8 protein-coding genes and 1 pseudogene are annotated in these 13,311 nt (G+C 72.7%); 7 read left to right on the forward strand and 2 right to left on the reverse strand.

Annotation, left to right across the window (positions count from 1 at the left end; genetic code table 11):
• Together ACFU99_RS14305 and ACFU99_RS14310 are read left to right on the forward strand one after the other, a co-directional pair.
• Positions 1–1,176, forward strand: a 1,176-nt coding sequence (locus ACFU99_RS14305) for an alpha-ketoacid dehydrogenase subunit beta (protein WP_384390733.1), incomplete at its 5' end; no start/stop codon positions are given.
• An 84-nt stretch (positions 1,177–1,260) separates the two neighbouring features.
• Entirely contained in the window at positions 1,261–2,655 is a 1,395-nt protein-coding gene (locus tag ACFU99_RS14310) for a 2-oxo acid dehydrogenase subunit E2 (protein ID WP_384390736.1), read from the forward strand.
• Between the two features lie 120 nt (positions 2,656–2,775).
• On the opposite strand, the gene ACFU99_RS14315 is transcribed toward ACFU99_RS14310, so the two are convergent.
• Together ACFU99_RS14315 and ACFU99_RS14320 are read right to left on the reverse strand one after the other, a co-directional pair.
• Positions 2,776–4,320, reverse strand: a complete 1,545-nt coding sequence (locus ACFU99_RS14315; protein WP_384390739.1) for an NADH-ubiquinone oxidoreductase-F iron-sulfur binding region domain-containing protein — start codon at positions 4,318–4,320, stop codon at positions 2,776–2,778.
• A complete protein-coding gene (locus ACFU99_RS14320) occupies positions 4,317–5,171 on the reverse strand; it encodes a hypothetical protein (protein WP_384390741.1) in 855 nt (284 codons plus the stop codon). The genes ACFU99_RS14315 and ACFU99_RS14320 overlap by 4 nt, the downstream gene beginning before the upstream one ends.
• A 343-nt stretch (positions 5,172–5,514) precedes the next feature.
• Here ACFU99_RS14320 and ACFU99_RS14325 point away from each other — a divergent pair, with 343 nt between their 5' ends.
• From ACFU99_RS14325 to ACFU99_RS14345, 5 genes and pseudogenes are all read left to right on the forward strand, one after another.
• A complete protein-coding gene (locus tag ACFU99_RS14325; protein WP_384390744.1) occupies positions 5,515–7,479 on the forward strand; it encodes a protease pro-enzyme activation domain-containing protein in 1,965 nt (654 codons plus the stop codon).
• A 332-nt stretch (positions 7,480–7,811) separates the two neighbouring features.
• Positions 7,812–10,679: a leucine--tRNA ligase gene (gene leuS, locus ACFU99_RS14330; RefSeq protein WP_384390747.1), complete on the forward strand. Its 2,868-nt coding sequence runs from the start codon at positions 7,812–7,814 to the stop codon at positions 10,677–10,679.
• Positions 10,680–10,907: 228 nt separating this feature from the next.
• Entirely contained in the window at positions 10,908–11,690 is a 783-nt protein-coding gene (locus tag ACFU99_RS14335; RefSeq protein ID WP_384390749.1) for a hypothetical protein, read from the forward strand.
• Between the two features lie 87 nt (positions 11,691–11,777).
• The gene (locus ACFU99_RS14340) at positions 11,778–12,623 is read left to right on the forward strand and encodes a DegV family protein (protein WP_384390752.1); all 846 of its coding nucleotides are present in this window, start codon (positions 11,778–11,780) and stop codon (positions 12,621–12,623) included.
• Between the two features lie 476 nt (positions 12,624–13,099).
• A pseudogene (locus ACFU99_RS14345) lies at positions 13,100–13,311 on the forward strand (ComEA family DNA-binding protein); the annotation flags it as partial.

Raw genomic sequence — 13,311 nt, forward strand, 5'->3', positions numbered from 1 at the left:
CGCGCCAAGGACACCGTCGCCGCCATCGGCGGCGAACTGCTGGAGCCCAAGCCCGGCGGCAAGCCCGGACAGCGGCGGATCCGCCCCGAACTGTGGCCGGACCCCGGCTTCAGCGATGTGGGCGTGCGCGGCGACCTCACCGAGTTCGACGGCGCGCGCGTCGCCGACCTCGACACCTTCGAAGGAGAGCTGACCGAGCGGAAGTTCATCGAGGCGGTCGCGGCCGTCATGGGCCGCCGGATGGCCGAGGACGACCGGATCGTCGTCATGGGCGAGGACGTGCACCGCCTCAGCGGCGGTACGAACGGCGCGACCCGCGGACTGGCGGAAGCCCACCCGGACCGGGTTCTGGGTACGCCCATCAGCGAGAACGCTTTCGCGGGCCTCGCCGGAGGCATCGCCCTGGAGGGCAGCCGGGTCCCCGTCGTCGAGTTCATGTACGCGGACTTCATGTGGGTGGCCGCCGACCAGCTGTTCAACCAGATCGGCAAGGCCCGCCACATGTTCGGCGGCGACAGCGACGTACCGCTGGTGCTGCGCAGCAAGGTCGCCATGGGCACCGGCTACGGCTCGCAGCACTCGATGGACCCGGCCGGAATCTTCGCGACCGCCCCCGGCTGGCGGATCGTGGCGCCGTCCACGCCCTTCGACTACATCGGCCTGATGAACAGCGCGCTGCGCTGCAAGGACCCCGTCGTCGTCATCGAGCACGTCGACCTGTACGCGGCCTCGGGGCCCGCGCCCGTCGACGACCTCGACTATTGCCTGCCCGTGGGCAAGGCGGCCGTACGGCGCACGGGCGAGGACATCACGATCCTGTCCTATCTGGCGATGACCGGGTACGCGCTGGAGGCCGTCGAGGAGCTGGGCACGGTGGACGCCGAGGTCATCGACCTGCGCTGGCTCGACCGGGCCAGCATCGACTGGGACACCATCGGGGCCAGCATCCGCAAGACCAACAACGTCCTGATCGCCGAACAGGGCGCCGTCGGCACCTCGTACGGGGCGTGGCTGGCGGACGAGATCCAGCGCCGCTTCTTCGACTGGCTCGACCAGCCCGTGCAGCGCGTCCACGGCGGCGAGGCGTCGCCCAGCATCAGCAAGGTGCTGGAGCGGGCGGCCATCGCGCGGAGCGAGGAAGTCGCCGCCGAACTGGCCAGGGTCACCGGCAGCTGAGCCGCCGGGCCTCTTCCCTCTCTTCCCCCACTTCCCCCCCCCATAACCAACGGCCCCTACCACCGCACAACCTACGGAGGAACCATGGCGGAGCTGCTCCCCATGCCGGAAGTCGCCGCCGGCTCCACGTCGGCGGTCCTGTCGTCCTGGCCGGTGGCGGCGGGCGCGTCGTTCGGCCAGGGCGACTCGCTCATCGTCGTCGAGACGGACAAGGCGGAGGTCGACGTCCCCGCCGACGCGGACGGCACGCTGCTGGCGACCTTGGTGCCGGCGGGCGCCGAGGTGGAGGTCGGCAGCCCTATCGCGGTGATCGGCGCGGTGGGCGAACAGGTCGATGATCTCGACGCGTTGCTGGTGCGGTTGGGCGTGGGAGCCGACGGCGGGGGCGGCGGCGGGGCGCGGACGGCGGAGCGGCGGGATGTGCCGGTTGGTTTGCCGCAGGCGTCGGGGGCCGCTTCGGAAGATGACGGGACGTCGGAGCCCTCGGAGCCCTCGGGCAGGATCTTCGCCAGCCCGTTGGCGCGCCGCCTGGCCCGGGAGGCCGGGCTGCCGATCGAGTCGATCACCGGTACGGGGCCGGGCGGGCGGATCGTACGGGATGACGTACGGGCGGCCGTGGCTGGACGTACGGGTGGGGCTGACGCGGCCGTACGTACGGACGAGGCGGCTGCGTCGGGGGAAGCGCGGCCGTCGGAGCCGGTCGCTCCCGTTGCCGCTCCCGCTCCCGCTGCCGCGCGCCCCGAGCGCCTGGCGGCCGAGCCCTCCGGCGCGTACGAGGACATCCCGCACACCCGGATTCGACGCGCCATCGCCGCCCGGCTGACCGGGAGCAAGCAGAACGCGCCGCACTTCTACCTCCGTTCGCGGGTCCGGGCGGACGCGCTGCTGGAGCTGCGGCGGCAGCTCAACGCGACCGGTGGGTCCGGTGCATCCGGCGGGTCCGGCGGGTCTGTGAAGATCTCGGTGAACGACCTTCTGGTGAAGGCCGTCGCCCTGGCCCACGCCCAAGTGCCCGAAATGAACGCCGTCTGGCTGCCGGACGCCGTGCGGCGCTTCGCCGCGGTCGATGTCGCGGTGGCGATCGCCACGGACAACGGCCTGGTCACGCCCGTGCTCCGGAACGTCACCGAGCTGTCCCTGTCCGGGATTTCGCGGGGTGTGCGCACGTACGCGGAACAGGCGCGCACCGGGTCCCTGCGCCAGGGCGACCTCGAAGGCGGGGCGATCACGATCAGCAATCTGGGGATGTACGGCGTCGAGGAGTTCGCCGCGATCATCAACCCGCCCCAGTCCGCGATCCTCGCCGTCGGCGCGGCCACCCGCGAACCGGTGGTCACCGCCGACGGGACGGTCGAGGCGGCCCAGGTGCTGGCCCTCACCCTGTCCGTCGACCACCGGCCGGTGGACGGCGCTCTGGCCGCCCGCTGGTTCGCCGCGCTGCGGGAGATCATCGAGGAGCCGATGCGCATCTTGGTGTGAGCGGGGGAGATGACGGTGGGAGGCGAGGTGGTTGGGGGCGGGCCGGGGGAGTGCGGGTCGGGTGTGCGCCTGCGCGCACGCCGGGCGCGTCCCGGAGGGCCTGCCGGCGCCGACCGCGGGTCACTCCCGCCTCTCCAACCGCAGCGCCAGTGCCGGGCAGCGGCGTACGGCCCGTAACGCGCGTCCTCTTGAAGAGGCCGGGACGTCCCCGGCGGTGAGTGTCGGGAAGCCGTCCGCGCCGAGGCGTACGAGATCCGGGAGGAGCCCCGCGCAGAGGCCGTGGCCCTCGCACAGGGTCCAGTCGACGGCCAGCCGTTCGCCGGTCGGGGCGCTCGGCGCGTCGGGACCAGCGGGGGACGGCAGCGGCAGCACCCCCGCCGTGGCGCGGCCGCAGCCGTCGTCCAGGACGTGCGCCGCCAGGTCGTCAGTGAAGGCGGTCAGGGCCGACAGCACGAAGCGGGCCGCGCCGTCCGGGTGGCCGCACGCGCCCCGGCCGCGTACGGACTGGGCGGTCAGCCGTACCGCCTCCAGTGCGTCCCGTCCGCCGCCGCCGCCCACCACGTCCGCGAGGGCTCCCGCGAGGGAGGGCAGCCCGAGCCGGCACGGACCGCACTGTCCGGCCGACTCCGCGGCGAGCCACAGGGCGGCCCGTACGGTCTCGCCGAGCGGGCACGTGGCGGCGGGGAGGGGGAGGACCGCGCCCGCGCCGAGCGTTCCGCCCTGGGCGCGCAGGCCCTCGTACGAGAGGGCGGCGCCGTACGCGGTCGCCTGGTCCAGCCAGGCGCCGTGGTAGCCGCCGATCAGCACCCCCGGGGGCGCGGGGTCGGCTCCGCACGACTCCAGTACGTACGGCAGGGGCACGCCGTTCGGCGCCTCGACGACGCGCGGCCGGCCGACCGCGCCGGCCACCGTGAGCAGCAGGGTGCCCGGTTCGGCTGGGGCTCCTGTGGTGGCGTAGCGGGCTGTGCCGAGGCGGGCGGCGAGGGCGAGTTGGGCGAAGGTCTCGGTGTTGGACAGGAGCGTCGGCACGCCGCCGAGCCCTTCCTCCGAGGCGTGGACGCGCCGTCCCGGGGGCAGCGGGGGGCCGCCGTCCACCCCGCGCAGCAGTGCGGACGCCTCTCCGGAGACTAGCCGCTCGGGCAGCCGGACGACCCGCGCGCGGAGCGTCCGCCCGCGCCGGTCGGCGAGCCCCTGTTCGGCCAGTGCGGCCCGTACGGACTCCTCGGCGCCCTCCCGTGTCACGCCGACCACCAGGGTGCGCGCGCCCAGGGCGCCGGCCGCCAGGAGCGCGCCGTCCAGCACCAAGTGCGGCGCGCGGCGCAGCAGTACGGCGTCCTTGCGGCACGCCGGTTCGCCTTCGCAGCCGTTGACCACCACGGCGGGCCGCACTCCGCGCCGCCGGGCGGCCTCCCCAACGGCGCGCATCTTCCGCGCGAACGGGAAGCCCGCTCCGCCCCGCCCCCGTAGTCCGATCGTATCGGCGGCCTCTGTCACCTGGTCCTCGGTGAGCGACGGCATCGAGCCGTGGACCACCAGGTGCGCCCGCCGCTCCAGCCGCTCCGCTTCGCCGAACCCGGCGGTCAGCCGCGGCACTCCGAGGGCGAGCACTTCGGGAACGTCGGGCAGCGGCCCGGACGCCGCGCGCTCCCCGGGAGGCGCGCTCACGGCCCGTCACCCGTGGCGGAGTCGCGTGCGGGACGCCCCAGGGCGGCGGAGAGCGGGCCGGGACCGGAGGAACGCTGCCGGGGGACCAGAGGCGCGCCCGCTGCCCCTTCCCGCCGTGCCGGTGGCACCGTACGCACTGCGTGTCCCGGGTGTCCTGCGTGCGCCGGGCGTGCGGCATCGTCTTCGCGCCGTCTGGCGCGCCGGGTCCGTACGAGCCGCAGGACCAGCGCGCCCGCCACGGCAGCCAGGCACAGCCCGTAGCAGACGCTCACCCAGGCCGACGGCGGGCGGCCGGACTTGAGGCCGTGCAGGATCGCCGCGCACCACGCCGGGTACGCGCACGCGTGCAGGGCCCGCCAGCGCCCGGCGGCCCGGCCGCGCCCCGCGAAGACGCTCCGGAGGGTGCCCGTGGCCGCCGCGAGGACCATCAGGTGACCGGCCAGCGCCCCCAGCCCGATGAGCCCGCCCGCGCCCCGCACCCCCATGGAGAACGGCAGCAGGGCGGCGAGCGGCCCCACATGGGCGTCCGCGACCTTGAGGGTGACGTGCAACAGCAGGAAGCCGAGGGCGCAGACCGCGGTCGCGCGGTGCACGGCCTGCGCGAGCAGCCGCCCGCGCGGGGTGAGCAGCGCGCGGCCGGAGGCGATGAGGCCCCAGACGACCGTGGCCGTCAGTGAGAGCAGCGTCAGCACGCCGCCGGTGTAGTCGAGGAACCGGCGCGGCCCGCCCCCCGCCGCGAACGGCAGCGCCGACGCGAGGGCGAGCAGTGCGAGGATCCCGGCGACGCGGGCCTGACGGGGCGGCCTGGGCAGTCTCAGGGCCCCGGCGCGGCTCCTGCGGTGGATGTGCATGCCCGCAAGCTAGGCACCGGGGAGCGGCGTTTCGGCGGCCTTCCGGCAACCGCGACGGCCGGCGGTGCGTCGCTGCTAACGTCGGTTCGTTCACCGGCCCGCCTGTTCACTCGCCGGCCCGCCGACTCGGCTCGTTCTCCCGGTCTTCACCGGCAGCCCCCGTTCCTTCACCGGCAGCCGGTTGTGAACGCCGTATTGAATGTCCGATCATGACCGTTCCTTGGGCTCTTCTTGGTGAACGCATGCCCCCTGTATGAACACTTGACCGAAAGAGTGGCGTTTTACGTGGGTGCTACATCCAGCGCCTCCGTCATATGCGATGGATCGGACCGCAGGGGGTTCCATGAGATCAAGCCGCTCCAGAGTGCGCGCCGGACTGGCCGCGGCGGCGACGCTGCCGCTGGTCGCCGGCGCTCTCGCGCTCGGCGTGCCCACCGCCAACGCCGACTCCGGCCCGCACGACCGGCACGCGCTCCAGGGCACCAAGCCCCTGTGGGCCACGCCCAAGGCCGACCGCGGCGACACGCCCAAGTCGAACAAGATCGCCGTGCGCGTCTATCTCGCCGGGCAGGACGCCCCGGGCCTGGCCGCGTACGCCCGCTCCGTATCGGACCCGAACTCGTCCTCGTACGGCAAGTACTTGAGCGCGAAGCAGGCGAAGGCCCGGTTCGGCGCCACCAAGGAGCAGATAGCCAAGGTCGGCGACTGGCTGACCTCCTCCGGACTCAAGGTGACCGGCGCCAACGGCCACTACCTCTCCGTGAGCGGCGACACGGCCGCAGCCGAGAAGGCGTTCGGCACCCGGCTGCACAACTACACGAAGGACGGGAAGACCTACCACGCCCCGTCCAGCGACGCCACCGTGCCCGCGGCGCTGAACGGCGCCGTCCTCACCGTCGTCGGCCTCAACAACGCCCCCCGGCTGGCCAAGCACGACGCGACGCTGCCGCCCCCGAGCGCCGTCTACCGCAACTCCGGCCCGTTCTCCACGTACTACGGCTCGAAGACCAACAAGAGCCTGCCGTCGGCCTACGGGACGCACCAGCCGTACGCGATCAAGGGCTACACCGGCAAGCAGCTGCGCGCCGCCTACGGGGCCAAGAACTTCACCGGCAAGGACGTGACCGTCGCGATCACCGACGCGTACGCCTCGCCGACCATCGCCGAGGACGCCCAGCGGTACGCCAAGCGCAACGGCGACAAGAGCTACCGCAAGGGCCAGCTCACCCAGGTGCTGCCGGACGACTACACGCACACCGGCGACAACGAGTGCGGCGCGGCCGGCTGGTACGGCGAGGAGACCCTCGACGTCGAGGCCGTGCACGCCGTCGCCCCCGCGGCCGACATCGTCTACGTCGGCGCCGCGTCCTGCCAGGACGACGACTTCATCGACACCCTGAACAAGGTCGTCGACAACCGCCTCGCCGACATCGTCTCCAACTCCTGGGGCGACGTGGAGGCCAACGAGACCCCGGACACGGCCGCGGCCTACGACCGGATCTTCCAGATGGGCGCCGTCGAGGGCATCGGCTTCTACTTCTCCTCCGGCGACAACGGCGACAACGTCGACAAGACCGGCACGAAGCAGGTCGACACCCCCGCGAACTCCCCGTGGGTCACCTCCGTCGGCGGCACCTCGCTCGCCGTCGGCAAGGGGAACAAGTACCAGTGGGAGACCGGCTGGGGCACCCACAAGGCCGACCTGTCCAAGAGCGGCGACAGCTGGACCTCGATGCCCGGCGCGTACACCGGCGGCGCGGGCGGCGGCACCAGCAAGCTCTACGAGCAGCCCTTCTACCAGCGCGGCGTGGTCCCGGACTCGCTCTCCAAGGCGAACGGCTCCAAGCCGATGCGCGTCGAGCCCGACATCTCCGCGGTCGCCGACCCGCAGACCGGCTTCCTGGTCGGCCAGACCCAGACCTTCCCGGACGGCTCGCAGCAGTACGCCGAGTACCGCATCGGCGGCACCTCGCTGGCCGCGCCGGTGATCGCGGGCGTCCAGGCGCTCGTCCAGCAGGCGCGGCACGGCGTGCCGGTCGGCTTCGCCAACCCGGGCATCTACGACCGGTACGGCACCGGCGCCTACCACGACGTCACCGACCACCCGCTGGGCCAGGGCCGCGGCCTCGGCGTCGTGCGTGTCGACTACGCCAACGGCTTCGACGCCAAGGACGGGCTGCTCACCTCGCTGCGCAGCCTGGGCGGCAACAGCTCGCTCTCCGCGACCGTCGGCTACGACAACGTCACCGGCGTCGGCTCCCCGGCGAGCGACTACGTGACCTCGTACCGGCCGGCGAAGCGCCACTGAGCCTCCCCGTACCGGCAGGGCGCCCTGCCGCCGCTCAGCGGCCGTCTGGGCGCCCGTACGGCGATGGCAGGGCCCGTGCCGAGGTGAACCTCGGTGCGGGCCTTTCGGCGGCTGCGGTAACCTGACCCCATGCGTGCCGTACGCCTTCTGCTTAGCCGGCCGCGCTGAACAGCACCGACCGGTGGATTCCACCAGGTCGGACTCGGCGCGGCGTCCCCTCCTGTGCGAGGGGATTTTGCATTTCAGGTGCAGATACCGAATGCGGGCAGTCCCGTATGCGGGCAGCGCCGGTTACGGGCAGACGGGCAGAGACGATCGATGGAGCTAGGACGATGAGCGAGACCAATTCCGCCGCCGAGGTGGCCGCGCCGCACCGTTACACGGCCGCACTGGCCGCCGACATCGAGGCACGCTGGCAGGACTTCTGGGACGCGAACGGCACGTACGAGGCGCCCAACCCCAGCGGCGACCTGGCGGGGGCGCCCGAGACCGTGGCGCTGCCCAAGAAGTTCGTCATGGACATGTTCCCCTACCCGTCGGGCGCGGGGCTGCACGTCGGCCACCCGCTGGGCTTCATCGCCACCGATGTGCACGCCCGCTACCACCGCATGACCGGCCACAACGTCCTGCACACCCTGGGCTTCGACGCCTTCGGGCTGCCCGCCGAGCAGTACGCGGTGCAGACCGGCACCCACCCGCGGGCCTCCACGGAGGCCAACATCGTCAACATGCGGCGCCAGCTGCGCCGGCTGGGCCTGGGCCACGACAAGCGCCGCTCGATCGAGACGATCGACCCCGAGTACTACAAGTGGACGCAGTGGATCTTCCTGCGGATCTTCAACTCCTGGTACGACGACAAGGCCCGGTGCGCCCGCCCCATCGACGAACTGGTGGAGCAGTTCGCCAAGGGCGAGCGGCCCACCCCGGACGGCCGCCCGTGGGACGGCCTGACCGCCGCGGAGCGCGCCGACATCCTGAGCGGCCACCGCCTGGCGTACGCCTCCGACGCGCCCGTCAACTGGTGCCCCGGCCTGGGCACCGTGCTGGCCAACGAGGAGGTCACCGCCGACGGCCGCTCCGAGCGCGGCAACTACCCCGTCTTCAAGGCCAAGCTGCGCCAGTGGAACATGCGCATCACCGCCTACGCCGACCGGCTGCTGGACGACCTGGACGGGCTGGACTGGCCCGAGGCCATCAAGCTGCAACAGCGCAACTGGATCGGGCGCAGCGAGGGCGCGCGCGTGGACTTCCCCGTAGGGGAAGAGAAGATCACGGTATTCACCACCCGGCAGGACACGCTGTTCGGCGCGACCTACATGGTGCTGGCCCCCGAGCACGAGCTGGTCGAGAAGATCACCCCGGCCGCCTGGCCGGAGGGCACCCACGAGGTGTGGACCGGCGGCCACGCCACCCCCGCCGACGCCGTAGCCGCGTACCGCAAGCAGGCCGCCGCCAAGTCCGACGTCGAGCGGCAGGCCGACGCCAAGGAGAAGACCGGCGTCTTCACCGGCGCGTACGCGGTCAACCCGGTCAGCGGCGAGCGGACCCCCGTCTTCATCGCCGACTACGTGCTGATGGGCTACGGCACCGGCGCGATCATGGCCGTCCCCGCGCACGACAGCCGCGACTTCGCCTTCGCCCGCGCCTTCGAGCTGCCGATGCGCTGCGTCGTCGAGCCCGCCGACGACCGCGGCACGGACCCGGACACCTGGGACGACGCCTTCGACTCGTACGACGCGAAGCTGGTCAACTCCGCGAGCGAGGAGATCTCGCTGAACGGCCTGGGCGTCGCCGACGCCAAGGAGGCGATCACCGAGTGGCTGGCCGGACGCGGCATCGGTGAGGGCACTGTCAACTTCCGGCTGCGCGACTGGCTGTTCAGCCGCCAGCGCTACTGGGGCGAGCCCTTCCCGATCGTCTACGACGAGGACGGCGTCGCCCACCCGCTGCCCGAGTCGATGCTGCCCCTGCAACTGCCCGAGGTCGAGGACTACTCGCCCCGGACCTTCGACCCCGACGACGCGGACACCTCCCCGGAGACCCCGCTGTCCCGCAACGAGGACTGGGTGAACGTCACCCTGGACCTGGGCGACGGCAACGGCCCCCAGCGGTACCGCCGCGAGACCAACACCATGCCCAACTGGGCCGGTTCCTGCTGGTACGAACTGCGCTACCTGGACCCGCACAACAGCGAGCAGCCGGTCGCCCCGGACATCGAGCGCTACTGGATGGGCCCGCGCGAGGGCCAGCCGCACGGCGGCGTCGACCTGTACGTGGGCGGCGCGGAGCACGCCGTGCTGCACCTGCTGTACGCGCGCTTCTGGTCCAAGGTGCTGTTCGACCTGGGCCACATCTCGTCCGCCGAGCCGTTCCACAAGCTCTACAACCAGGGCATGATCCAGGCGTACGTCTACCGGGACAGCCGCGGCATCGCCGTGCCGGCCGCCGAGGTGGAGGAGCGCGACGGCGCCTACTACTACCAGGGCGAGAAGGTCAGCCGGCTGCTGGGCAAGATGGGCAAGTCCCTGAAGAACGCCGTCACCCCGGACGAGATCTGCGCCGAGTACGGCGCCGACACGCTGCGCCTGTACGAGATGGCGATGGGTCCCCTGGACGTCTCGCGCCCCTGGGACACGAGGGCCGTCGTCGGCCAGTACCGGCTGCTCCAGCGGCTGTGGCGCAACGTCGTGGACGAGGCCACCGGCGAGGTCACGGTCGTCGACTCCGAGCCCGACGAGGACACGCTGCGCGCCCTGCACAAGGCCGTCGACGGCGTCCGGCAGGACCTGTCCGGGCTGCGCTTCAACACCGCCATCGCCAAGATCACCGAGCTGAACAACCACGTCACCAAGGTGCGTGAGGTCCCCCGTGCCATCGCCGAGCCCCTGGTGCTGCTGATCGCGCCGCTGGCCCCGCACATCGCCGAGGAGCTGTGGCGCAAGCTGGGCCACCAGGACTCCGTGGTCCATCACGACTTCCCGGTCGCCGACCCCGCGTACGTCGTGGACGAGACCGTGACCTGCGTCGTACAGCTCAAAGGCAAGGTCAAGGCGCGCCTGGAGGTCTCCCCGTCGATCTCCGACGAGGAACTGGAGAAGCTGGCGCTGGCCGACGAGACCGTGATCGCGGCACTCGGCGGCGCAGGCATCCGGAAGGTGATCGTCCGGGCGCCGAAGCTGGTGAACATCGTTCCGGCATAACCGCTTTTCAAGGGCGTTATCGGGTTTTTCCCCGAGTTCGGGGTTCTTCCCTAAGGGCAGGTTGGGGGTTCATTCGGAACCCGCGGCCTGCCCGCGCCGTTTACGGTGGAGGAAGGTGAAAACCACCGGCGGACGCCGGACCGACGGACGCGGGAAGGCCGCGGAGAGCTCGCGGCGGAACCGCCGGCGGCCGTCGGAAACACCCTGCCGAGCCGCTGAGGAGCGCCCATGGAGGCCGTGGCCGTGATCGTTGCGCTGTTCTTCGTGGCCTTCGTGGTGCTGGGGGTGATCGCCGCCGTCAAGGCCGTACGGGCCGTGAAACGCGGCGTGGACCGCACGGTCCACCAGACCAGGCGGACCGTCGAGGACACCCGGCTGAAGGCCAAGCAGTACACGCAGCCCGGCCCCGTCGGCGAGGTCGCCGAGCTGCGGCTGTCGCTGCGCGGCGCGATGCGGGCGACGCAGGACGCGCTGCGCCTCGCCTCCGCCGAGGACGCCTCGCTGTCCGAGGCGATGGGCCTCTTCGAGCGGCTCAGCGAGCACGGGCACAAGCTCGACGACGAGCTGCGGCGGCTGGAGGGCGAGCCCGACAAGGCCCGCGTCGCGGCCCGGCTGCCGGAGCTGCGGGAGCGTGCGGACCGGGTGCGGCACTCCGCGAACTCGCTGCGATGGGCGGCGCAGGACCGCGCCCGGCAGTTCGTCGACGACGACTTCGCGGCGCTCAACGACCAGATCGATCTGGAGGCGGGGGCGCTGCGGCACTGGGTGCCCGCCGCGGACGGGGCGGACGGAGGGCCCGGCGCGGGGGGCCCGGAGGGCGGCGCGGCGGGTGCGGCACGGCCCGTCCCCGACGGCGGTCCCGACGGTGTGGCACGGCCCGGCTCCGACGGTGCCGCAGGACAGGGCGGGGCCTCGGACGGCAACCGGTCCGCGATCTCCGGAGGCGGCCGCGGCTGGCAGCGTCCGGCCTACCCCTGGCAGAAGACCAGCCGCCCCGAGAACGGCCTCTGACCTCATGGGCAACGCACGTAAGGTGGGATGATCACCCGGCGGGGTCCGCACTGCCGCCGGGAGGGCCTGACGGGTAACCTCCGGGGCATGTCCCCCCATGTCGCGATCATCACCGATTCCACGGCCTACCTGCCGCAGCAGGCGATGGAGCGGCACCGCATCACGAGCGTGCCGCTGACGGTCGTACTCGGCGACGAGGCGCTCGAAGAGGGCACCGAGATCTCCGCCCGCTCCGTCGCCGCGGCACTCCAGAAACGCAAGCCGGTGACGACCTCCCGGCCCAGCCCCGCGGTCTTCGCCGCCGCCTACCGCGCGGCGGCCGAGGCGGGGGCCGCGGGCATCGTGTCGCTGCACCTGTCGTCCGAGTTCTCCGGCACATACGACGCCGCGGTGCTCGCGGCGCGCGAGGCGCCCGTTCCGGTACGGGTCGTGGACACCGGCATGGTCGCCATGGCGCTGGGCTTCTGCGCCCTGGCCGCCGCCGAGACGGTGGACGCCGGCGGGTCCCTGGACGAGGCCGTCGCGGCGGCCGAGAAGCGCGCCGAGGGCACCGCCGCGTATTTCTACGTCGACACCCTCGACTATCTGCGGCGAGGCGGCCGGATCGGCGCGGCCCAGGCCCTGCTGGGCTCGGCCCTCGCGGTCAAGCCGCTGCTCCAGCTCGACGGCGGCCGGATCGAGCTGATGGAGAAGGTGCGCACGGCCTCGAAGGCCATCGCCCGGCTGGAGGAGATCGTGGTCGAGCGCGCCGGAACGAGCCACGTCGACGTCGCCGTACACCACCTGGCAGCCGCCGAACGGGCCGACGCACTCGCCGACCGGCTGCGGGGCCGCCTGCCCGACCTGGCGGAACTGCACGTCAGCGAGGTGGGCGCGGTGATCGGGGCGCACACTGGGCCGGGCTTGCTGGGGGCCGTGGTCTCGCCTCGATGACTATCCGTGATGCTCGTGGCACCCGTGATGCTTGCGATTCTCGTGAATTCTCGCGAGGGTGGCTGAGTTATCCACAACTGGCGAGTTATCCACGGAATTTGAGGGCGCTCAGCGAGATCGACTGATCTTCCCTACCGTCAGTTGGCATGACGCCTCGATCACACACAGTGACGACGGGTCCGGGCCGAGGCCCGGACCCGCGCACCCGCCACCGCTCCAGCCATCCCCACCACCGCCGCCCGCGTGCGGTGCACCGCACGTCCGTCCTGGCTCCGACTGTCACCCGCGAGCGCGCGGCCGGACTTTTCGCGGAGGTTGGAAGCACATCGGTGCCGGTGCCGGTGCTCGCGCCGGGTATGCCGAGTGGGCCCGCGGCGGCGGGTGCCGGGGGCTTGGCGGTGTCCGCCGGGGCGGGAGACGGGCAAGGCGGCGGGGCCGATCGGGACAGGGGTGACGGCTGGGGGCGGCGCGGCCACATGAGCGCAGCCGGGCTGGGGGAGCGGGTGCGCCTGTGGGCGCAGCTTCGTTGCGGCATCGAACCCAAGACGCTGGCAGCCGTGGCGGCGGTGCTGCTCGTCGTGTGCGTCTTCGCCGTTCACCACTTCTGGACGGGACGCCCGGAGACGGTACGAGCGCCCGCCGCCGAACCCGCGAGGCCGCGCCCCGCTCCGGCCCCGCCGCCGACGGC

Source organism: Streptomyces sp. NPDC057654 (assembly GCF_042800135.1).
Lineage (GTDB): Bacteria > Actinomycetota > Actinomycetes > Streptomycetales > Streptomycetaceae > Streptomyces.

Excerpts from the sequence above, each read along its gene's own strand:
- ACFU99_RS14310 (WP_384390736.1), top strand. The coding sequence starts at position 1,261 with ATGGCGGAGCTGCTCCCCATGCCGGAAGTCGCCGCCGGCTCCACGTCG.
- ACFU99_RS14320 (WP_384390741.1), bottom strand. The coding sequence starts at position 5,171 with ATGCACATCCACCGCAGGAGCCGCGCCGGGGCCCTGAGACTGCCCAGG.
- ACFU99_RS14325 (WP_384390744.1), top strand. The coding sequence starts at position 5,515 with ATGAGATCAAGCCGCTCCAGAGTGCGCGCCGGACTGGCCGCGGCGGCG.
- leuS (WP_384390747.1), top strand. The coding sequence starts at position 7,812 with ATGAGCGAGACCAATTCCGCCGCCGAGGTGGCCGCGCCGCACCGTTAC.
- ACFU99_RS14335 (WP_384390749.1), top strand. The coding sequence starts at position 10,908 with ATGGAGGCCGTGGCCGTGATCGTTGCGCTGTTCTTCGTGGCCTTCGTG.
- ACFU99_RS14340 (WP_384390752.1), top strand. The coding sequence starts at position 11,778 with ATGTCCCCCCATGTCGCGATCATCACCGATTCCACGGCCTACCTGCCG.